The following is a 21,406-nucleotide window of genomic DNA, read 5'->3' as shown; positions in this document are numbered from 1 at the left end:
AAAAATTTTTATATTTAGGTTAGATAGAACTAACATTTATGTTGGAAAGGATATTCATGTTATGAAAAATGAAAACAAATTATTGACACGAGATTACATTTCCATAGGTGTTTTTTCACTTATTTATTTTGTTATTGCATTTGTGATAGGCAGTATCGCACAGATGACACCTGTCACTTTTCCGTTTATGCCGATGATAGTAGCTTTATTTGCTGGCAGCGTTTTTATGTTATATACCGCTAAAATACCGAAGCGCGGGTCGCTTTCCATACTTGGTATACTTGCCGGAATCTTGTTATTTGTTACCGGTATGTTTTGGATGATGTCTGCATTTTTCATCGTATTTGGATTTATTGCAGACTTGATTTGCCAATCAGGAAATTTCAAATCATTCAGAAGAAATTTACTTGCCTATTGCGTGTTTGCACTGTCCCCAATGGGAGCCTATATCCCCATGGCTATCATGCCTGCACAGTTTGATGAATTCATGCGTAGAAAAGGAGATGTTTCTTCTTTTGAAGGAATCATCAATGCTATTAGAATAAATTTGTGGGTTATCCCCTTAATGATTTTGGGGACAATTATTTGTGCCATAATCGGAGGCTTTATTGGCAAAAAATTATTGAAAAAACATTTTGAAAAAGTGGGGATTATATAGATGGCTTTAGATCCCAGAACAAAACTGCTGATTTTATCAATAACCAGTATTTCCGTTTTTTTGAATGAAAGTATCGTCATAGAATGCCTTTTTACAGCAATCCCCGTATTCTTGTTCTTGCAGGCGAAAGAGTTCCGCACTGCTTCAAGATACGGAATTCTCTTTATTGTATTATTGATGGTGCAGCTGCTTGTGATATTAAAATTACCCGTTACAATGGGAGGCATCATATATATGTTTGATGTCTATATAAGGAAACTGATTCCTTGTTTTATGCTGGGTACGTTTTTAATACGCACGACAAAGGTCAGTGTTTTTTTAGCTGCATTCAGTCGATTACATTTGCCTAAAGGTTTTACTATTGCGCTTTCTGTTACATTGCGATACTTTCCGACAATGGCTGAGGAATGGAACTATATTAAGGATGCCATGACTCTTCGAGGAATAACCGCTTCTTTGATAGGATTTCTGCGCCATCCGATTAGAATCATGGAATATGTATATGTACCAATGCTGGTATCTGCTTCTAAAATCTCTGATGAAATCACACAAGCCGCAATTACAAGGGGGATTGATCATGTCGGAAGACGCAGCTGTATGGAGAAAGTTTGTTTTTCAATCCATGATGCTCTGATTGTAACAATCTATATAGGGATTATTTGCATGATATTTTTTGATTTTTTACGAGGAGGTGTATTCCCTTGATTGAATTTATAAAACTTTCTTTTTCCTACAAGGATATGGAAAAAGCTTCTTTACGAGAATTACACTTAAATATTCCAAAAGGACAATGTGTTCTTTTGTGCGGTGCATCAGGATGCGGAAAAACGACTCTTACGAGATTGGTAAATGGACTGATTCCTCATTTTTTTGAAGGAAGGATTTCAGGTAAAGTAGTTGTAAAAGGAATGAATGTTGCCGAGACCGAAATTTCAATTCTTTCCGATAGTGTCGGCACAGTTTTTCAAAATCCGCGAACACAATTTTTCAACACAGATACAGATAGTGAAATTGTTTTCGGATTGGAAAACAGAATGCTTGAGACTAAAGAATTAAAACAACGGCTTGAAAGGGTTGTTAAAGATTTGCATATAGAAAAATTAAAAGGATGCAGTATTTTTGAACTTTCCGGAGGGGAAAAACAAAAAATTGCATTTGCGTCTGTGTATGCCACGAATCCGGATATTTTTGTGTTGGATGAACCGTCCTCTAATCTGGATTTTCATTCTGTGCTTGAACTGAAAAAACTGATAGAAAAAATAAGACGGCAGGGAAAAACGATTATCATTGCAGAGCATCGCTTGTGGTATTTAACAGATATTGCAGACAGAGTCATCTTAATGCAGGATGGTCAGATTTTTAAGGATATGAGGATACAAGATTTTTGCAGGCTCCCGGTTGAACAAATACAAAATATGGGACTCAGGTGTCGAAATCTTTCTGAAATCAAAACAAATACCAATGATAAAAAAAATTTCCAACACACCTTAGAGCTGAAAGATATTCATGTCAAATATGGTGAAAAGATTATCTTGCAAAACATCTCTTTCACCGCAAATGGTGGAGAAATCGTCGCAATTACCGGTGCAAACGGAACAGGAAAAACAACACTGGCACGCACTATATGCGGACTAATAAAACAAAAATCTGGAAATATTTTTATAGACGACAGGAGTTTGTCTGCAAAATCGCGTATTAAAAAATCTTACATGGTGATGCAGGATGTCGGGCATCAGCTTTTTACGGACTGTGTGGAAACGGAATGCACACTCGGAACAAAAACAACAAATAAGCCTGTTATTGATGAAACTCTATCGATGTTATCCCTTTCTGAATTAAAAAACCGACATCCTCTTTCACTCTCGGGAGGACAAAAACAGAGGCTTGCTGTAGCAATCAGCTTGCTTTGTGATAAAGAAATTCTTATTTTCGATGAACCGACCAGCGGGCTTGATTTAAAAAGCATGAGAGAAGTGGGAATGATGATAGAGAGGCTTTCTGAACAGGAAAAAATCTTGATCGTTATTACCCACGATATTGAATTTATAAAAACAATATGTTCCAGAGTTCTACTGTTATCAAGCGGTAAAATAATTGCCGATCTCAGAGGTGAAGAAAAGAAAAATATCGAAAATTATATTTTAGCGGGAGGAGATTTTAATGAAGAATAAAAACACATTGTATCGCTTATTTGAATTTGCCGAATCCTGTAAAGGCTTGCTTTTAAGTTCGGTTGTTTTTGCCGTTCTCGGTGCAGGGTTTGGAATCGTTCCGTATGTTGCAGTTTCACGTATTATTATTCAAATATGTGCCGGCGATTACAGTTTGAAGTCAATAATACTAATGGCGGTAATTGCGCTTTTGGGTTATCTTTTGCAGCTTGGTTTATCAACCGTATCTACGGTGCGGTCACACAGAGCCGCATTTACTGTATTGAAAAATATTCGTATTGCACTTACGAAAAAGTTGTCACGAGCGCCTATGGGATTTGTCTTGGATACCCCGTCAGGAAAATTCAAAACTATGCTTGTTGACACGGTTGAAAAATTGGAATTGCCTCTTGCTCACATGATACCGGAATTGACAGCAAATATTATGATTCCTGTCTTAATGTTGATTTATTTCATGTTCCTTGATTGGAGGCTGTCACTTATTGCACTTGCAACCTTTCCTATTGGAATGCTCTGTTATATGGGGATGATGAAAGATTACGAGAAGCGTTATGACAGAGTTATTAAAGCTGCAAAAGCTATGGACGGGGCTACTGTTGAATATATAGGGGGAATTGAAGTAGTCAAGGCTTTTAATCAAAGCAGCGATTCTTACCGCAAATATGCGGAAGCTGTAAAGGAGAATGAAAATTCTAAATCTGAATGGTTCAAAAAGACAAATCCGTACTATGCGGCAGGCATTGCAATAGCCCCCTCCAGTCTAATCGGAGTTCTTCCTGTCGGAAGTTTGTTTTATGTAGGAGGAAGCATAAGCGCAGGCAGTTTTATATCCTGTATTATTTTATCATTGGGGCTGATTGCTCCTCTTATTCAGGCATTGCGATATACAGACAGCCTTGCTATGGTAGACGCTACCGTGAAAGAAATCAGCAGTCTTTTGGATACGGAAGAAATGGAACGTCCGGAAAAACGAGCACACCTTAAAGGAGAAAAAATAGAGTTTTTAAGCGTCTCTTTCTCTTACAAGGATACAGAGGTTTTACATAACATTTCATTTGAAGCGAATGAAAACGAAATGACAGCTTTGGTAGGACCGTCGGGATCGGGTAAATCCACTGTCGCCAGACTCATTGCGTCTTTCTGGAATGCGGGAAGCGGAACTGTGAAAATAGGCGGTGTTGATGTGCAGAACATACCTCTTTCGCAGGTTATGGAACATATTGCGTATGTTTCACAGGATAATTATTTGTTTCATCTTTCTATACGAGAAAATATACGAATTGGTAAGCCGGATGCTACAAACAGTGAAATCGAAAATGCGGCAAAAAAAGCGGCATGCCATGATTTTATCGTATCACTTCCAAATGGCTACGATACCGTTGTCGGAGACAGTGGGAGCAATCTTTCCGGCGGAGAAAAGCAGCGCATCGCCATTGCAAGAGCCATATTAAAGGACAGCCCCATAGTTATTTTAGATGAAGCTACAGCATTTACAGACCCTGAAAACGAGTCGATCATTCAGCGCTCTATCAGCGAACTTGTAGCGGGAAAAACGCTGATTGTCATCGCACATCGATTATCTACTATCACATCAGCCGATAAGATTCTCGTCATGAATGAAGGAAATATAGAAACTGAAGGAAGGCATGCGGAGCTTATCAAAACTTGTGCTCTTTACAGAGAGCTTTGGGATGCACATATCAGCACACTTGATATTAAGGAGGTGTCAGCATGATTCAGATGTTCAAACGACTTTTGGATTTTTCCGGAACGGAAAAAAAAGGATTGATTTTATCGTTTATCTTTCATATGTGCAATTCCGTATTTGAGATGCTTCCCATTATAGCTGTGCTTACAGTTCTGAATGGAATACTGTTATCACTCTCAAGCGGTTACATGCCGGTTAAAACGGTATGGGCAGCCTTTGGGATTATGCTTTTAAGTATTTCAGGGCGCATTCTCTTTACTAATCTTTCCGCTGTAAAAAGAACCCTCGGAAGTTTCTCTATGTGTTCCCAATGGCGTATGAATCTTGGAGAAAAATTAAAACGCGTTCCTATGGGATATTTTAATGAGCATCGACTTGGAGATATTACAGCGGCAGTTACTACAACGCTTGGAGATCTGGAAACCAATGCAGTTACCGTTATGGAAGCGGTAGCCGGAGGATTTATCCATGCCGCAGTAATAGGGATATGGCTTTTATTTTATGAATGGAAAATCGGTGTTCTGATGTTTCTCGGACTTGTTGTTTCCCTTTTGATATATGCAAAAACACAGAAAGCCGGCATAAAGTATTCTCCGCGCAGGCAGGCTGCACAGGCAGGGCTTGTGACAGGTATTTTAGAATATATACAGGGGATGTCTGTGGTCAAGGCATTCGGACTTGCCGACCGTTCGGATAAATCCGTAGACACTGCAATCAATGAAAGTGCAGAGGCAAACATTGCTTTGGAAAAAGTTTTCTCTGGCTTGGCTGCCGTCTTTCAAATGATATTCAAATTTGCCAGATTCGCAATCCTCGTTGCTGCCCCTTACCTACTAATGAACGGAGAAATAACTCCCGAAAAGTGTCTGCTCCTTATTGTCGCAAGTTTTATGATTTATACGACTGTGGAGCTTGCAGGAAGTACGGCTGCCGTTGCAAGAGTTGTAGATGCTTCCTTAGACAGATTGGAAACGATATCCAATATGCCGCTTCTTGATGAAAACGGGACGGACCTTATTCCGAAAGCATACGATATTGCCGTTTCAAATATATCCTTTGCCTATGATGAAAAGGAAATCCTGCATGATGTAAGCTTTTCTGTTCCTCAAGGAACGAGTTGTGCCATTGTAGGACCATCAGGCTCAGGAAAGACAACCCTTTGCAGTTTAATTGCACGGTTTTGGGATGTAAAGAATGGTGAAATTCTTTTAGGCGGCGTTAATGTCAAGGACTATACCTGCGACAGCCTTCTCAAAAATTTTTCCATCGTCTTTCAAAGAGTTTATCTTTTTGAAGATACCATTGAAAATAACATTCTTTTTGGAAAACCGCAGGCAACAAAAGAAGAAATGATTACAGCGGCAAAGAAAGCATGCTGTCATGATTTCATATCCGCACTTCCGGACGGATACCAAACAAATATTGGAGAAGGAGGTGCAACCCTTTCCGGTGGTGAGAAACAGCGAATTTCTATCGCACGAGCGATCTTAAAGGATGCACCTATTGTTATTTTAGATGAAGCCACGGCAAGTGTTGATCCTGAAAACGAACGGGAATTACAGCATGCTATTTCTGAACTGACAAAAGATAAAACGCTCCTGATGATTGCTCACAGGTTGAATACGGTACGGGAAGCAGATCAAATTCTTGTTCTTGAAAATGGACAGATTGTGCAAAGAGGAAAACATCAGGAACTGATACAGCAAGAAGGACTTTACCGACGATTTGTGGAAATCCGGGGAAATGCAATCGGATGGAAATTAGGAGGTCGGGAATGACATACAAAAAATTTTACTTCGGAAAGTTAGATGCGCAGATATTAAAAGACATAGATGCAGAACATAAAACGAAAATGAAGCAACTCATCAAAGAAATCAATCAAGGGTCGTGGACAGAAAAACAGAAAAAAAGGCAAAAAAGAAGCATCATTTCAAACATAGCCTTGTATCAATGTTTCATAGATAAAGGGCTTTCAAAAAACGAGGCAAAAGAATTGGTAAAGGAGCATTCATTTTATGTTGCTGAAAAGGCACATAAGCTTTTGAAAACATTTTTTCATATACCCAGGTTTTTCAGGCTGTTTTGTTTGTTTATGAGAAAAGGGATGTCAGGCGATGAAATCTGGGAAAGCAGGATTCTATCGGATGATGGAAAATACTACCGAGTTGATGTACTCAAATGTCTTTGGGCGGATACCTGCAAGTTTTTTGAATGTCCGGAGCTTTGTGAAATATTCTGTTTGTGTGATTATATTGTATTCGGAAATATAAAGGGATTTGTATTTGAGCGAAGTCAAACACTGGGAATGAACGGTAAAAAATGTGATTTCTGTTTTATAAACAAAAAAGGATAAAGCATTTTTGTAATCAGTCATAATCAGGAATTTGTGCGGGCTTGCTGTGAATACAGAATAACTAATAGATAAAAGATAAGAACTAAAAGATAAAAAGATAAAAGATAAGGAGGGTTTTATAATGGATGTTCGTGATAAATTACTTACGGAAAATCCTTGGAAATTGATGGTTAGCCTTAGTTTGCCGGCGATTTTGGGTCAACTGATTGTAGGATTATATGCCTTTGTCGATTCAATTTATGTCGGGCAAATGGTGGGAACCGATGCTATGAGTGCAGTTTCGGCGGCATCTCCATTTGTATTGTTCAATAATGCAATTGCAGTTCTTCTTGGAATAGGTTCCGGCTCTGTACTTTCTCGAGCAATCGGAAAAAAAGAAAAAGAAACCGTTGATAAGATTATGGGGAATCTGACTTTCTTGGTAATCATTTTATCATCAGCAGTTATGATTATCGGTATCATATTTGCTCCTGAATTTTTACGCTTATCTGGTGCCGGCGGTGAAGTGCTGGAGATGGGTGTTTCTTATTTAAGAACAGTATATCTCGGCTCCATATTCGTAAATTTTATGCAGGGTGCAAATATGGTAATCAGGGCAGAGGGCCGCATGGGAGTTGCAATGGGAATCATGGCGACCGGTGCTATTTTGAATATTATATTAGATCCGATATTCATTCTGCTTATGCCATCTCGAGGACCGCAAGCTGTTGCAATCGCAACTGTGATTTCTCAAATTATTCAGGCTTCAGTAACCCTACTATACTTCTTGAAAAAAAGTCCGATGGTTCGTTTTCATGGGATAAAACCTGCAAAAGATTTATTACCAGAAATTTTTTCCGTGGGAATGAGTGCTATGCTCATGCAAATTATGATGTTGGTTCAAATGACAGTTGTATATAATACGGCAGTGTATTTTGGCGGAGAAAAGCAAATAGCTCTTATGGGAGCCGCTCAAAGAGTTATGCAGCTTGCATTTGTTCCGATATGGGGAATGAGTCAAGGGATGCAGCCTGCTGTCGGAACAAATTTCGGAGCAAAAGAATATATAAGGGTTAAAAAACTTACGAATATATTTATCATAGGTTCTACTTGTCTTGCCGGATTTTTCTTTGCCATAATCGAAATTTTTTCAGTGCAGATATTATCTGCATTTATTACCGATTCAGCTATTGTAAGTTCAGGAGTATCTAATTTTAGGCTTATGTATTGCATATTTCCTACTTATGGCATGCTCATAATGACAGTCACTTATTTTCAAGCTATCGGTAAAGCAAAACAGGCGGGAGTATTGGTTATACTAAGGCAGCTTGCACTTGTGGTTCCTTTGGTACTGATATTACCTCGTTTACTAAACGGAAATGTTCTCGGAGTATGGCTGGCATTACCTTTGAATGATGTTGTTATAATTTTGATTGCAATTATATTGCTAATTAGTGAATACAAGCATCTCATTAAGCTTGCACAGGAAATAAGCAAGGTGAAAGTTGGCGAAATATCATGAAAAAAATCTTCATTTTGAGTTGTTTCATTGCTTTTTTCGTTTTGTTTCCGCGCTCCTTTATTTATGCTGCGGAATTAACTGACAATTACGAAACTGCTATTGATAAAGTTGCGAATGCATATATATGTAAAAGCGTTCCGGGAGCATGTGTCATTGTATCTGAACACGGAGAAATCGTATTTTCAAAAGGCTATGGTTATGCTGATTTAGAAAAAAATATACCTATGGATCCTAAAAGCACAGTTTTTGAATGGGGATCAATATCGAAAACTTTTATATGGGTAAGCGCAATGCAATTAAGTGAAGAAGGCAAAATTGATTTGAATGCGGACATCCGCAACTATTTACCAAAAGGTTTTTTGAAAAATTTGCATTATGATACTCCTATTACAATGCTTCATCTCATGAATCATACGGCGGGTTTCGAGGAGCAGTTCATCAACCTTCGCTATTTTGAAAGAGATAAGGAATTTACATCAGCCGAAGTCTTGTCGTCATACCAGCCCGAACAGGTATTTTCACCGGGCAAGGTAAGCGCATATTCTAATTGGGGTGCTGCATTAGCTGCATTTATTGTAGAGAGAGCGAGCGGTCAAAATTACAAAGAATATGTAAATGAACACATTTTGAAACCTTTAGATATGAACAATACCTCGATAGGTCCATTTCAGAATGATAATCCTACGATTTTGGCAAGAAAGGCAGTCGGTTATTCTTTTTCTGAAAAGGGATTCCGTAAAGAACCGAATATGTATTTAAGAATGTATCCTGCTGGTGGAATGAATGGCTCAGCTGGGGATTTGTTGAATTATGCACAAGAGCTGGCTAAAAATAATGACAAAGATAATCTATTGTTTAATAATCCTCATACTAAAAAGGAAATGTTTACAGAAACCTATCGCTTCTATGGTGCAAATTCAGGTTTATCTCACGGCTTCTGGCAATATGCGAATAATCCGGAACTACTTGGACATGAAGGAGGAACATACGGATTCAAAACACAAATATGGGTAGAACCAAAAAATGAGAGAGCAATTTTAATATTGACAAATGTAATGGAGACGAAGTTTTGCTCTGAGATTATGGAAAAAATTGCATATACAGAAGCTGATGAAAAAAACGATAAAAGAAAATTTAGATCTCAAGATGTAAGTGGAGATTATCTTCCTGCCCGCTCTGCATTGAAAAATGTTGGAAAAATACAAGGGAAAATGCAAATGATTTCCATTAGGGTGACAGATGGAAATCGTCTTTCTCTTACTATGCCATTTGAAGATAAAAAGCAATATTACGAACAAATAGATTCTAACATTTTCTTTTGCAAGGATGCGAGTCCTGAAGAAAAAATACTTGCTTTTAATATAACTGACGGCAAAGTACATTCTATGAGCTTTAGATTAGCTCATGATTATATCCCTGCCACTAACACACAAGGGAAAATAGCATTTTTGTTCAGCTTGGGAACTTATATATCAACTACATTATTATTTTTAACATTACTGATTATATGCATCATTTCAACTCTACAAAGGCGGAAGAGATGTACACGACATCATATGTATCTATATATTTGTGGAACTATGCTTGGGATTTCTGGAATTACCGGAATGGTTCATTGGTTTTCAATATATGAAATTCTTGCTTATGAACTTATGATTATTGTTATTGCCGGATGGTGTTTTAGTATTATAGGGATTTTATGTGGAGGATATATATGTACCAAAGAAAAAAGCCTCAAAAGTTGTAGATTGTTATTGGTATTTATTGCTCAACTTTTTTCGGCATATTATCTTGGATTTCTTACGATTGCTTGAAAACACATCTTTAATAGATGATTGTGAGATTATCAAAGGTAAACAAAGTTAATTTTTGAAGAAAGTTTGTTATTATTATGAATAAAAATATGAGTAAAGTAAAATGGTTACTCTGCCCTGTTTGTGGAAATAAAACGCGGCTGCAAGTTAGAGAAAATACGGAGCTAAAGAACTTCCCACTGTTCTGTCCGAAATGTAAACAGGAAACTTTAATCAACGTCAAACAATTTAATGTATCCGTCATCAAAGAGCCAGATGCAAAGACACAGAGCCGGTGATTCACAGTTATAAAACTGTAATTACCAGCTCATTTTATTTTAAGGAGAAACCTACTTATGCAAAAGTCTCAATACACAAGTTATATATGACCGTCGTTTTTATCCTGCTTGAATAAAGAAGCGTAAGCTTAAAATCAATCATAGGTTATGAAACACGGCGGCACTAAAGGAGGTATCGCCGTGTTCATTTTTCATTATCTTAAAATCTTGTTAAAAGGGATATATTCTATTTCCGGGTTTCCGTGCTTTTACGGATGACCTGTTACATCATATCCATAACCTTATCTTTTCATGTCCGATCCCGGCTGCCCTGCGCAGTCGGGATTTTTTGTGCCTGCAAAAACTTTTTTCTAAAAATATTCGCTTTTCTTTGGCAGTTTTGGGCTCTGCGTTGTTGAGGGTTTACGAAAGAGGAAATTCTACCCGCTTTCGCGGCTGCGAAAGGAGGTGAATACCATGAATGAACCTGAAAGAACTGTATGGCAGATACGCTGCGCATTTAACGGCTTCTGCAAGCGGACATTGAAGAACGAAAGTATCAATGTCCATAAGGAGCTTAGGAAGCGGCAGGCACACGAAATTAACTTTTCCGACCTGACCACCTAAAGAGGAAAACCAGCTTTATACCTGTGAAGATTTCTTTGCAGAAGATAAAGAAGAACAGACCTTTTTCGCAGGTGGGAAAGAATGGGATGCAAAGATGATTGCCGATGCGATCCACAGCTTGCCGGAAGAAAAAAGAAGAGCTGTCCTGCTCTACTACTTCTTTGATATGAGCGATGCGGAAATTGCAGCACTCTATCAGATTCCAAGAAGCACAGTGCAGTATCGAAGAACCAGCTCATTTGAGCTGTTGAAACGCTATTTGGAGGAACACGCTTATGACTACCATGACTGGTAAAACAACCGATGATGAACGCGGCTTGTTGCCTTATCCGGTAATCATAGCCGCAACTAAAGGAGAGCCGCAGGCAATGAATATTGTCTGCCAGCATTACGCAGGATATATCGCACACCTTTCTATGAGAAAGCTCTGTGATGAACGCGGAAATACCTATTACGGTATAGATGAGGATATACGAGATCGCCTTCGTTCAAAGCTCATGCAGGCTGTCCTGATTTTCAAGATTTAAGAATGTAACGATCTGCGTTTCCCTTTCCGCAGATAAGGCAGAAAGAAGCTGCCGCCTGTTCTTTGACAAATATACCCGCAAGATAACGGCGGCGTATCATAGGGCAAACCGGACACTTTCCTTTTGTGCCTTAGCTGTGCGGAGAATACGCCATGACACTTCCCTACACGGAAGCCGAGCGAGAAATATTCTACCGCAAAGCAAGTGTAGCACCTTACAAGCCATGACGGCACAAAATATATAATGATACTCCCTTACAGCCACAGTCCGAGCGTTAAAAGCGTCGCAGGCAATGGGTAGGGCTGGATGAGAACCATGCAGGGGTGAAATTCCCGTGAGGCTAATGCTTACAGCCATCCGGTAATGCCTTTCTTAAATATAAATATCAGAACTTTTACTATACCTATTTTGAGAAAGGGGGCGATGAGATGAATCAAACGGATGTCCCTATCTGGGAGAAATATACCCTTACCATAGAAGAAGCGGCAAAGTATTTTCGCATCGGAGAAAATAAGCTGCGAAAGCTGGCGGAAGAAAATCCTACTGCAAATTGGATGATATTAAACGGCAACCGTATTCAGATTAAGCGCAAGCAGTTTGAAAAAATGATAGATACGGTTGACACAATCTAATGGAGATCGAGCCTTGACGATGGTATAATAGATATAGCATATCAAGGCTCTTTCCGTCTTGGAAAGGAGCATAAAATGTCAGAAAAAAGACGGGACAGCAAGAACCGAGTTTTGCGGTCAGGTGAGAGCCAGAGAAAATACGGGAGATATGCTTACAAATATACAGATACCTTTGGAAAGCCACAGTTTGTGTACGCATGGAAATTAGTTTCTACGGATAAGACCCCGAAAGGAAAGTGTGAGGATAAGTCCCTGCGTGAAAAAGTAAAGGAGATACAAAAAGACCTTGATGACGGGATTGACCTTGTGGGAAAGAAAATGACCGTATGCCAGCTTTACGAAAAGCAAATACGAAATCATGCAAATGTAAGGCACAGCACAAAGCAAGGTCGAAAGCAGCTCATGAGAATACTTGAGGAAGATACAATCGGCACCTGCAGCATCGAAAATGTGAAAATGTCTGATGCAAAGGAATGGGCTTTACGAATGAAAGAAAAAGGCTATTCTTTCAAAACCATCAGCAATTACAAGCGTTCTCTAAAGGCAGCTTTTTATTCTGCCATTCAAGATGACTGTATCAGGAAAAATCCTTTTGACTTTCATATCAATACAGTCATTGAAGATGACACCGAACCGAAGATACCTCTTTCGCCCACACAGGAAAAAAGTTTACTTGCTTTCGTGAAAAGCGATAAGGTTTATTACAAGTATTATGACGAGCTTATCATTCTGCTTGGAACAGGGCTTCGTATCTCCGAGTTCTGCGGACTGACGGACAGAGATATTGATTTTGAGAATCGAACTATCAATGTAGATCATCAGCTTCAATACTCCGGGAAAAAGTCCTACCGCATTGAAACACCGAAAACGGACAACAGTATTCGTAAAATTCCAATGAGCAACCGTGTGCTTGAAGCCTTACAGAGAGTGCTGCAAAACCGAAGAAAAAGTGATTTTACCGTTGACGGTTGTACAGGCTTTCTCTTTATCACAAAGAACGGAACACCACAGGCTTGTATCAACTATGATGCTATGTTTCACAGGCTGATAGAAAAGTACAACAAAAGCCATGAGGAAGCTCTATCGGCGGTAACAACACCTCATACCTTGCGGCATACATTCTGCACCAACATGGCAAATGCGGGAATGAATACGAAAGCCTTACAGTATCTTATGGGACACGCCAACATAACCATGACCCTGAACTATTACGCACACGCCACCTTTGACAGCGCACAGGCGGAATTTTTCAGACTGGCGGCTTAAAGGAAAAAAGAGGTTTTACTACTTCTTTACTACCTTTCAAAGCAAAAATATAAGCAGATTTAAGAAAATATGTGAGTATCTCCCGATACACAAAATGCCGGCAATGCCTGAAAAGGTAGGCTATACCGGCATATAAGAACTTTTGAAAAGTTAGTTGAAAATCATATTAGAGTTTATGATAAACAATATATATTAATGATATTTAATTATTCATAATATAAAGTTTTTGTTTTTTATATTATTAATTTTTTGAAAAAATTGTAATTTGTAAGATTAATATTAATAATAAGGGTATAAAAAGACAAATAAAGAGAAGTTTAGTATATATTGTTAATCTTAAAAATTTGTAATTAATTTGAATATAACTGTTTTAAATTAATTTACTATAAAATATAAAAACTAAGGAGTTTTAAATATGAAAAGTAACATAGGTCTTATCGGTCTTTCTGTAATGGGGACTAATCTTGCACTTAATATGGCTGATAAAGGATATAAAGTGTCTATTTTTAACAGAACAGTAAGTGTAATTGATGAGGTCATGAACAATACACCTCATAATAATTTTGTGCCTGTATATTCGTTAAGAGAATTGATAGATTCTTTGGAAAAGCCGAGAAAAATAATGTTTATGATAAAAGCGGGAGAAGCTGTAGATAAACTTATAGAACAACTTTTAGAGTTTGTGGAAAAAGATGATATATTGATAGATGGTGGGAATTCATATTTTAAAGACACTATAAGAAGAAAAAATTATCTTGCACAAAAGGGAATAAATTATGTAGGTGCAGGAGTTTCAGGTGGAGAAGAAGGAGCAAGATTTGGACCTGCTATAATGGTTGGAACGGATGAAAATATATATCCGGCTGTAAAAAATATATTTGAAGACATATCTGCAAAAGTTGATGATGAGCCTTGCTGTGCATATATATCTACAGATGGTGCGGGACACTATGTAAAAATGGTGCACAACGGCATAGAGTATGCGGATATGCAACTTATAAGTGAAGCATATTTAATATTAAAACAAATCGGTAAGCTGTCAAATGATGAACTTCATGAAGTTTTTGATGATTGGAATAAATCAGAACTTGAAAGCTATCTTATAGAAATAACATCAGATATATTCTCCGTCAAAGATGATAATAAATCATATCTTATAGATAAAATATTGGATGTTGCAAATCAAAAAGGTACAGGTAAATGGACAAATTTGGAAGCCATAGATTTAGGCGTGGATATTTCTACGATAACAAGTGCATTAAACGGTAGATTTATGTCAACTTTGAAGGATGAAAGAGAAAAAGCAAGCAAGATATTTAAAAAAGAAGATATAAATGTGAATATAGATAAAAAAGACTTGATAGAATTAGTTAAGTACAGCTTGTATACAAGTAAAATTGTAGCTTATGCACAAGGCTTTAAATTACTCAGCAAAGCACAAAAAACTTATGGTTGGGATTTGGATTTCTCAAAAATAGCCGAAATTTTTAGAGGTGGCTGTATAATAAGAGCTAAGTTTCTAAATGATATCTCAAATGCTTTTGAGAAAAATAAAAATATTGAAAATTTGATTTTTACAGATTTTTTCTTAAACCAAATAAACAAAAATATATCATCACTTAGAAAGCTGGTTTCAATGTGTGCCTTGAGCGGAGTAAGCATATATGCGATGTCAAGTGCCTTATCATATATAGACACATATTCAACATCAGTTTTAGGTGCAAATCTGATACAAGCACAAAGGGATTATTTTGGAGCACACACATTTGAAAGAATAGATAAAGAAGGGGTTTTCCATTTTGATTGGATAAAATCATTGAATAAATAAATGGAAGCTCTAAGGAGAATTAAATGAAAAACAATGCACTTATAATATTTGGAGGTACCGGAGATTTAGCATATAGAAAATTATTTCCGGCACTCTACGACTTATATATATTTGATAAATTAGAAAAAAATTTTTATATAATAGGAATAGGAAGACGAGATTATACTAATGAAGATTATAGAAGTATAATAAAAGATTGGGTAAAAAATTTTTCAAGAGGTGCTTATAATGAAGAAAAATTTGAAAAATTTTGTTTAAGTATTTTTTATTACAAACTTCATTTTATGGAGCTGGAAGAATATAAAAACTTGTATAATTATTTTAATGAGATGAATTTATCCAATAATCTCATTTATTACTATGCAGTTTCACCTGAGTTTTTTGAACCTATTACGGATGGTCTTGCAAAGCATAGTGATATACTGAAAGAATCTAAAATTATAGTGGAAAAACCGTTTGGAAAAGATTTGGAATCTGCTCAAAGGTTGAACTTGGTATTCAAAAAATATTTAGATTATAAAAATATCTATTATATAGACCATTATTTAGGTAAAGAAATGCTGTTAAACATAATGACTATAAGATTTTTTAATACAATGTTTAACGGTGTATGGAATAATGAATTTATAGATAATGTTCAAATAAATGTATTTGAGTCAATAGGAGTTGAAACAAGAGGAGGATATTATGACAAAAGCGGAGCTATAGCAGATATGCTCCAAAATCATATATTCCAAATACTTTCCATAGTTGCAATGAATGAACCCGATACATTTTCTTCAAGCGACATAAAAGACGCACAGATAGATATATTCAAAAAATTAAGGAAGATAAATTCAAAGGATATAGACGATTATATGGTGCTTGGTCAATATGACGGCTATACAAAAGAAAAAAATGTAAATCCTAATTCAAAAACAGAAACTTATGTGGCTATGAAAATATTTATTGATAATGAAAGATGGAAAGATGTGCCTTTTTATGTGAGGACAGGGAAAAAATTGCATTCAAGAGAAATGAGTATAATAATCCAATTTAAACCCACAACGCACACATCAAAAATGCTTGCCCAAAACTATGGTAATGGAGATTTACAACAGATTGCCGAAAACAATATATTAGAGATAAAAATACAGCCTGAAGAAGGAATAAATTTGAGGTTTAATATAAAAAAACCGGGAACAAGCGATGATATAGATGTGGCAAATCTTAATTACTGTCAAAGTTGTGACGCACAAAATTCAATAAACTCTCCTTGGTCATATGAGAGATTGTTGGAGGCTTGTATGAATTCAAACAGAACATTGTTTTCAAGATGGGAGCAAATAGAACTCAGCTGGAAATATATGAATGAAGTAATGGACAATTATAGAAAATATTCTAATAAGTTATATATTTATGAGCAAGGAAGTAAAGGGCCTGCACAAGCAGAAAAAATAATTGGAAAAGACGGTAGAAAATGGATATAAGGCTGATTTAAAATTATAAATAATAGTTTTTTAAATAAATGATTTATAAAAAACTATTTATTATCTGTAAGGGGAAGTTTTTATGAAAATATATGACGTATCAAAACTTATATCAGAAGATATGGTAGTATATAAAAATAGAGAAGAAAAAAGAATAAAGAGGACTATAGTATCAAGCTATGAAACGGGAGATTACTATGAGTCGAGATTGGATACAGACTTGCATTGCGGAACACATATAGATGCACCTCTTCACATGGTAAAAAACGGCAACACTATAGATAAATACAATGTGTCAAAATTTATAGGGAAATGTAAAGTTTTTGACCTTACAAATGTAGATGAATTTATCACAAAAAAAGATATAGAAAGTTTAGATATACAAAAAGATGACAGAGTAATATTTAAAACTAAAAATTCATATGATACTGTGTATAATCCTAAATTTGTATATATAGAAGAAGATGCAGCAGAGTATTTAGCCGAAAAGCAGATACAAAGTTTAGGTATAGATGCTATGAGCATAGAAAGAGATAAAAAGCACCATCCCACACATAAAATAATATTGGGAGCAAATATTGGAGTTATAGAAGATATGATGTTAAAGGATATAGATGAAGGAGAATATTTTTTAAGTGCATTACCACTTAAAATAAAGGATAGTGATGCATCTCCGGTAAGAGCTGTGCTTATAGAAGATTTTTCGCTTTAATTTAAACTTTGAAATTATAATATGCCTATTAAGGTATGTTGATAATAAAACAAACCTTATAGGCGTATAAAAATAAACGGTTATGTGGATATATTTGTTAATTTTATAATATAATTTTAAATTCTATACTGTTTTTATCTCTTGATAGGGCAGTTACAGTTCCTTTGTGAATGTTTATAATAGATTTTGCAAGCGAGAGTCCTATTCCATATCCACCGCTTTCAGAATTTCTTGAATTATCTGCTCTGTAAAATCTTTCAAATAGTATATCATGGTTTCCGACCTCAATATAATCTAATGTATTTTTTATAGAAATAGCTTTTTTCTTTCCTTGTTTTTTTAAGTTTAAGGTGATCGTTCCTTTTTCATTAGAGTATTTTATTGCATTGTCAAGAAATATCCCTATCATTTGCCTTATATATTGTTCATTTCCATAATATGAAATGTTTTTTTCTATATTTATATTCAGAGTTTTTTCTCTCGTATTTGCCAAAGCTACATAAGACTCGGATTCTTCAGCTATAACTTCTGATAGAGAGAAATCTGTCATAATTGTATTATTACTTTCTTCATCCATTCTTGAAAGGGATACTAATGAATTTGTAAGATTAGTCAATCTTTGCACTTGATTTTTATTACTTTTAGTCCATTCTGATTCTCCATATTCTATTTCTATTAAATCAGTATTTGCATCTATTATTGCAAGAGGTGTTTTTATCTCATGTGAAGCGTCTGTTATAAACCTCTTTTGTTTTCTATAACTTTCTTCCATAGGCTTTATAGCTATTTTTGAGAAAAAATATACTGTTATGAATACTGCAAGCATTGCAATTGTTATTATGAATACGCTTGCGATTAAAAATATTTTAAGAGTATCAAGATCTCTTGTGCTGTCTAAAAATACAATTATCGTTCCGTCTGAATAATCAGCTTTTTTGTATTTATAATTACCTAAATATCCTGTAAGTTTATTTGATTTATATACACTTTGTGACATATCTGTTGCTTGAGTTGTTGATATTGCAGATATAAAGTCGGTATTTATTGATATTAAATTTCCGTTATCACTAAAAACAGCACTGAAAAATCTGTTTTCATAAGGAGCTTCGGGAGAAATTTCAAAATATGATTTTCTCGGCTTTTCAAAATCTTTATTTTGCTCCAAAAACGGTGGTTGTTCATCATTGTTTTTGATTTTAGCATCATCAATTCTTTTAGGGAAATATCCACCGTTATCTATAAGTATATTAAGTAAATTATTTTGCCGGTCATTAATGTTTTTATACAATATAAAATTTCCTATGCAAAGAATTATTGTCATAACTGCAAATATCGTCAAAACGGATATAAGTATAAATTTATGTTGCAATTTTTTTATCATTTTATCATCTCCAAAGAGTACCCCATATTTCTGTTTGCTTTTATGGCAATATTTGCCTTTAATGCAGTAAGTTTTTTTCTCAAATATGATATGTGTACCCAAACAACATTTATTTCTGCCTCACTTTCATATCCCCATATTCTATCCATAAATTTTTCTGTTGATATGAGTTGTCCGTTATTTGTCATAAGCATTTCCAAGACTTGAAATTCTTTGTTTGCAAGACGAAAACTTCCGTATTTGGAGGACAGTTCAAAAGTTGTTCTGTTGAGGCTGACATTTCCAACAGTTATTATAGAATCTGTAAGCTCTCCTTGTCTTCTTGTTACGGATCTTAATCGTGCAAGAAGTTCTTTAGTTGCAAAAGGCTTAGTCAAGTAATCGTCTGCACCTGCATCTAAGCCGACAACTCTATCGTCTATTTCAGATTTTGCAGTCAACATCAAAACAGGTATATGGTTTTGTGCTCGTCTTATAGTTTTTAATACCTGTATACCATCTATTTTTGGAATCATAACGTCTAATATAACAGCATCATAATTTTGTGTCTCTAAATAATATAGAGCATCTTCTCCGTCATATACCGCATCTACTGAGTAATTACTGTGTTTTAATATTGCTGTAAGTGCATTTGATAATTCTTTTTCATCTTCCACCAATAATATTCTCATAATGATCTCCTTAATTTTACGTTCAGGATATTTTTATTATCACCGTTTAATTGCAATAGTATAATATGTTCATTAAATGTATATGAATTAATATAATATTTATATTTTATCATATATTTATGTTTTTTATACACTTAAATAATAATATACTTTTTTTAAAATATACTTTTTTTAAAATTTTTATTGATTTTTATAGATAATTAGTATTATAATATTGTCATATAGATTATGATGTAAATTTTTAATTCAGCATAATTAAACCAAGCCGATAAGATAATATATTCAATGTTTAAGTTTACTTGACATAATAGAAAATGTCAAAAAAATATTTAAAGTATAATTTTTTGTTATCTGTATTTTTAAAATTTTGTATATTATAAAATTATAAGGAGGGGAAGACATTTTATTTTGAATTGTATAAATTAAAGTCGGTTTTATTTATACAGTGTGTTAAAGGATTGAACACAGCCGTCGTAATAATTGAATATCATAATAAGTGTAGGGTTAATAAGTAAGCTTTTATTTTTAGCCTTTTATGGCTTTAACTTAATAATTTATTAAAATAATAGGTTTTTTATTATGTTAAACCGTATAACTTTTAATGCACATAAGTTTTGTAGTATATTTAACTTTAAAAATTAGGTTATTTTGCTTACAAAATATTTTTTTGCTGTTATTAAATATATTGAGTATAGTAAAATATTTATATAATTATAAATCTATTGACCGTACATTTTTACTCAACATATTTAATAATTTTATGAATAGGAGATTAATATGAAACTAAGAAGTAGAATGTTGGCATCCATAGGATTGCCTGTATTATTGGTATTGTTGATACTTTCAGTCGTATCATACAAATATTCAGACAGTTTATTGACAAGCGAATCGGAGCAATTAATGAGTATGACAGCTCAAAAATATGGTTCCGACATAGAAAGCATAATGTCAAAAAATATATCATATATAGATATGATAGCATTAAAAATTGAAAAGAAAATGCCGTCAGATGAAGAACTGTTGGATGATTTGACATATTATACACAAAAAATTCCTGATTCATTAGGATTTTTTGTGGGATTTGAAAACAAAAAAGCATTTTACGGAACAGGTTGGGTGCCGGATGCATCATTCGATCATACAACAAGAGATTGGTATAAAAATGCAATAGGTAAAGACACATCAGTTATATCAAAACCGTATATAAATGCTGAAGACGGTTCTTTAGTATTTGGCGGAAGCAAACAGATAAAAGAAAACGGAAAATTTGTCGGTGTATTGGCAACAGACATATCAACAAAAGAAATCATAGAAGAAGTAAGCAGCATAAAAGTAGGAAAAACAGGAGCAGCATTTCTGATAGACGGCGACGGAAATTTCATCAGTCACCAAAAATATACATTCAATGATAATCTGTCCACAGTAGAAAATGGAGCATTACAACCATTTATGGATAAATTTTTAGACACCGAATCAGACTTTTCCGGGCAAAAGTAGGAGGAGTGCAAAGATTTTATTTCACATACCCGATAAAAAACACAAACTGGGTATTAGCCCTATCAGTACCAAAAGCAGAAGTATTAGAAGGATCATCAACACTCGGCAAATTTATGATAATACTAAGCATAATATCACTGATAATAGTAATAGCAGTAATATACTTAGTAGCAAACTCAATAACAATACCGATAATAAAACTAAGCCAGTGCGTACAAGGGATGGCACAATATGATTTAACCCTAACAGACAAATCACCATCAGTAATATACTCAAAAACAAAGACGAAATAGGAATAATATACAAGAGCCCTAATACAAGTAAAAAACACAAT

General features: G+C 35.1%; 21 protein-coding genes. 19 read left to right on the top strand and 2 right to left on the bottom strand.

Going from position 1 to position 21,406, the window contains the following annotated elements; all coding sequences use genetic code 11:
* Positions 1–61 precede the first annotated feature (61 nt).
* The 17 genes from HMPREF9629_RS09150 (at position 62) to HMPREF9629_RS09085 (ending at position 17,523) form a co-directional block, all read left to right on the top strand.
* Positions 62–658 carry an MptD family putative ECF transporter S component gene (locus HMPREF9629_RS09150; protein ID WP_009526128.1) on the top strand — a complete coding sequence of 199 codons (597 nt, stop codon included), beginning with the start codon at positions 62–64 and terminating at the stop codon, positions 656–658.
* Entirely contained in the window at positions 659–1,363 is a 705-nt protein-coding gene (locus tag HMPREF9629_RS09145) for an energy-coupling factor transporter transmembrane component T (RefSeq protein WP_009526127.1), read from the top strand.
* Positions 1,360–2,829, top strand: coding sequence for an ABC transporter ATP-binding protein (locus tag HMPREF9629_RS09140; RefSeq protein WP_009526126.1), 1,470 nt, complete (start codon positions 1,360–1,362; stop codon positions 2,827–2,829). The genes HMPREF9629_RS09145 and HMPREF9629_RS09140 overlap by 4 nt, the downstream gene beginning before the upstream one ends.
* The gene (locus HMPREF9629_RS09135; protein ID WP_009526125.1) at positions 2,819–4,564 is read left to right on the top strand and encodes an ABC transporter ATP-binding protein; all 1,746 of its coding nucleotides are present in this window, start codon (positions 2,819–2,821) and stop codon (positions 4,562–4,564) included. Before HMPREF9629_RS09140 ends, HMPREF9629_RS09135 begins: the two co-directional genes overlap by 11 nt.
* On the top strand, positions 4,561–6,315 hold the full coding sequence (locus tag HMPREF9629_RS09130; protein WP_009526124.1) for an ABC transporter ATP-binding protein: 1,755 nt from the start codon (positions 4,561–4,563) through the stop codon (positions 6,313–6,315). The genes HMPREF9629_RS09135 and HMPREF9629_RS09130 overlap by 4 nt, the downstream gene beginning before the upstream one ends.
* Positions 6,312–6,890, top strand: coding sequence for an L-2-amino-thiazoline-4-carboxylic acid hydrolase (locus HMPREF9629_RS09125; protein WP_009526123.1), 579 nt, complete (start codon positions 6,312–6,314; stop codon positions 6,888–6,890). Before HMPREF9629_RS09130 ends, HMPREF9629_RS09125 begins: the two co-directional genes overlap by 4 nt.
* A gap of 121 nt (positions 6,891–7,011) precedes the next feature.
* Positions 7,012–8,391, top strand: coding sequence for an MATE family efflux transporter (locus HMPREF9629_RS09120; RefSeq protein WP_009526122.1), 1,380 nt, complete (start codon positions 7,012–7,014; stop codon positions 8,389–8,391).
* Entirely contained in the window at positions 8,388–10,205 is a 1,818-nt protein-coding gene (locus HMPREF9629_RS09115; RefSeq protein ID WP_009526121.1) for a serine hydrolase domain-containing protein, read from the top strand. The genes HMPREF9629_RS09120 and HMPREF9629_RS09115 overlap by 4 nt, the downstream gene beginning before the upstream one ends.
* A gap of 77 nt (positions 10,206–10,282) precedes the next feature.
* Positions 10,283–10,483, top strand: a complete 201-nt coding sequence (locus tag HMPREF9629_RS11605) for a cysteine-rich KTR domain-containing protein (RefSeq protein WP_456299404.1) — start codon at positions 10,283–10,285, stop codon at positions 10,481–10,483.
* A gap of 456 nt (positions 10,484–10,939) precedes the next feature.
* Positions 10,940–11,089 carry a hypothetical protein gene (locus HMPREF9629_RS12785; protein ID WP_330367861.1) on the top strand — a complete coding sequence of 50 codons (150 nt, stop codon included), beginning with the start codon at positions 10,940–10,942 and terminating at the stop codon, positions 11,087–11,089.
* Positions 11,090–11,183: 94 nt separating this feature from the next.
* Positions 11,184–11,384 (top strand): sigma-70 region 4 domain-containing protein, encoded by a 201-nt coding sequence (locus HMPREF9629_RS12780; RefSeq protein ID WP_330367860.1) that lies wholly within the window; start codon positions 11,184–11,186, stop codon positions 11,382–11,384.
* A complete protein-coding gene (locus HMPREF9629_RS09110) occupies positions 11,365–11,616 on the top strand; it encodes a helix-turn-helix domain-containing protein (RefSeq protein ID WP_009526120.1) in 252 nt (83 codons plus the stop codon). Before HMPREF9629_RS12780 ends, HMPREF9629_RS09110 begins: the two co-directional genes overlap by 20 nt.
* Positions 11,617–12,044: 428 nt before the next feature.
* On the top strand, positions 12,045–12,248 hold the full coding sequence (locus HMPREF9629_RS09105) for an excisionase (protein ID WP_009526119.1): 204 nt from the start codon (positions 12,045–12,047) through the stop codon (positions 12,246–12,248).
* Positions 12,249–12,323: 75 nt separating this feature from the next.
* Positions 12,324–13,514, top strand: a complete 1,191-nt coding sequence (locus HMPREF9629_RS09100) for a site-specific integrase (protein WP_009526118.1) — start codon at positions 12,324–12,326, stop codon at positions 13,512–13,514.
* Between the two features lie 415 nt (positions 13,515–13,929).
* Positions 13,930–15,342 (top strand): NADP-dependent phosphogluconate dehydrogenase, encoded by a 1,413-nt coding sequence (gene gndA, locus HMPREF9629_RS09095; RefSeq protein ID WP_009526117.1) that lies wholly within the window; start codon positions 13,930–13,932, stop codon positions 15,340–15,342.
* 23 nt (positions 15,343–15,365) lie between these two features.
* Positions 15,366–16,811, top strand: coding sequence for a glucose-6-phosphate dehydrogenase (gene zwf, locus HMPREF9629_RS09090; protein ID WP_009526116.1), 1,446 nt, complete (start codon positions 15,366–15,368; stop codon positions 16,809–16,811).
* Positions 16,812–16,893: 82 nt separating this feature from the next.
* Positions 16,894–17,523: a cyclase family protein gene (locus HMPREF9629_RS09085; protein ID WP_009526115.1), complete on the top strand. Its 630-nt coding sequence runs from the start codon at positions 16,894–16,896 to the stop codon at positions 17,521–17,523.
* Between the two features lie 103 nt (positions 17,524–17,626).
* On the opposite strand, the gene HMPREF9629_RS09080 is transcribed toward HMPREF9629_RS09085, so the two are convergent.
* Complete coding sequence (locus tag HMPREF9629_RS09080) at positions 17,627–18,904, bottom strand: sensor histidine kinase (RefSeq protein WP_009526114.1); 1,278 nt, start codon at positions 18,902–18,904, stop codon at positions 17,627–17,629.
* The gene (locus tag HMPREF9629_RS09075) at positions 18,901–19,575 is read right to left on the bottom strand and encodes a response regulator transcription factor (protein WP_009526113.1); all 675 of its coding nucleotides are present in this window, start codon (positions 19,573–19,575) and stop codon (positions 18,901–18,903) included. Before HMPREF9629_RS09075 ends, HMPREF9629_RS09080 begins: the two co-directional genes overlap by 4 nt.
* Before the next feature lie 777 nt (positions 19,576–20,352).
* On the opposite strand from HMPREF9629_RS09075, the gene HMPREF9629_RS09070 reads away from it, so the two are divergent.
* Together HMPREF9629_RS09070 and HMPREF9629_RS12310 are read left to right on the top strand one after the other, a co-directional pair.
* The gene (locus tag HMPREF9629_RS09070; protein WP_009526112.1) at positions 20,353–21,072 is read left to right on the top strand and encodes a PDC sensor domain-containing protein; all 720 of its coding nucleotides are present in this window, start codon (positions 20,353–20,355) and stop codon (positions 21,070–21,072) included.
* Between the two features lie 5 nt (positions 21,073–21,077).
* On the top strand, positions 21,078–21,365 hold the full coding sequence (locus HMPREF9629_RS12310; protein ID WP_009526111.1) for a PDC sensor domain-containing protein: 288 nt from the start codon (positions 21,078–21,080) through the stop codon (positions 21,363–21,365).
* Positions 21,366–21,406: the final 41 nt, after the last annotated feature.

The sequence above is a fragment of the Peptoanaerobacter stomatis genome (assembly GCF_000238115.1).
In the GTDB taxonomy this organism is placed as follows: Bacteria; Bacillota; Clostridia; order Peptostreptococcales; family Filifactoraceae; genus Peptoanaerobacter; species Peptoanaerobacter stomatis.
The sequence above is the reverse complement of the archived record's forward strand: the minus strand, read 5'-3'. Positions and strand labels throughout refer to the sequence as shown.

Coding starts and splice junctions, on each gene's coding strand:
- HMPREF9629_RS09150 (WP_009526128.1), top strand. CDS start 62: ATGAAAAATGAAAACAAATTATTGACACGAGATTACATTTCCATAGGT.
- HMPREF9629_RS09145 (WP_009526127.1), top strand. CDS start 659: ATGGCTTTAGATCCCAGAACAAAACTGCTGATTTTATCAATAACCAGT.
- HMPREF9629_RS09135 (WP_009526125.1), top strand. CDS start 2,819: ATGAAGAATAAAAACACATTGTATCGCTTATTTGAATTTGCCGAATCC.
- HMPREF9629_RS09130 (WP_009526124.1), top strand. CDS start 4,561: ATGATTCAGATGTTCAAACGACTTTTGGATTTTTCCGGAACGGAAAAA.
- HMPREF9629_RS09125 (WP_009526123.1), top strand. CDS start 6,312: ATGACATACAAAAAATTTTACTTCGGAAAGTTAGATGCGCAGATATTA.
- HMPREF9629_RS09120 (WP_009526122.1), top strand. CDS start 7,012: ATGGATGTTCGTGATAAATTACTTACGGAAAATCCTTGGAAATTGATG.
- HMPREF9629_RS09115 (WP_009526121.1), top strand. CDS start 8,388: ATGAAAAAAATCTTCATTTTGAGTTGTTTCATTGCTTTTTTCGTTTTG.
- HMPREF9629_RS11605 (WP_456299404.1), top strand. CDS start 10,283: ATGAATAAAAATATGAGTAAAGTAAAATGGTTACTCTGCCCTGTTTGT.
- HMPREF9629_RS12785 (WP_330367861.1), top strand. CDS start 10,940: ATGAATGAACCTGAAAGAACTGTATGGCAGATACGCTGCGCATTTAAC.
- HMPREF9629_RS12780 (WP_330367860.1), top strand. CDS start 11,184: ATGATTGCCGATGCGATCCACAGCTTGCCGGAAGAAAAAAGAAGAGCT.
- HMPREF9629_RS09110 (WP_009526120.1), top strand. CDS start 11,365: ATGACTACCATGACTGGTAAAACAACCGATGATGAACGCGGCTTGTTG.
- HMPREF9629_RS09105 (WP_009526119.1), top strand. CDS start 12,045: ATGAATCAAACGGATGTCCCTATCTGGGAGAAATATACCCTTACCATA.
- HMPREF9629_RS09100 (WP_009526118.1), top strand. CDS start 12,324: ATGTCAGAAAAAAGACGGGACAGCAAGAACCGAGTTTTGCGGTCAGGT.
- gndA (WP_009526117.1), top strand. CDS start 13,930: ATGAAAAGTAACATAGGTCTTATCGGTCTTTCTGTAATGGGGACTAAT.
- zwf (WP_009526116.1), top strand. CDS start 15,366: ATGAAAAACAATGCACTTATAATATTTGGAGGTACCGGAGATTTAGCA.
- HMPREF9629_RS09085 (WP_009526115.1), top strand. CDS start 16,894: ATGAAAATATATGACGTATCAAAACTTATATCAGAAGATATGGTAGTA.
- HMPREF9629_RS09080 (WP_009526114.1), bottom strand. CDS start 18,904: ATGATAAAAAAATTGCAACATAAATTTATACTTATATCCGTTTTGACG.
- HMPREF9629_RS09075 (WP_009526113.1), bottom strand. CDS start 19,575: ATGAGAATATTATTGGTGGAAGATGAAAAAGAATTATCAAATGCACTT.
- HMPREF9629_RS09070 (WP_009526112.1), top strand. CDS start 20,353: ATGAAACTAAGAAGTAGAATGTTGGCATCCATAGGATTGCCTGTATTA.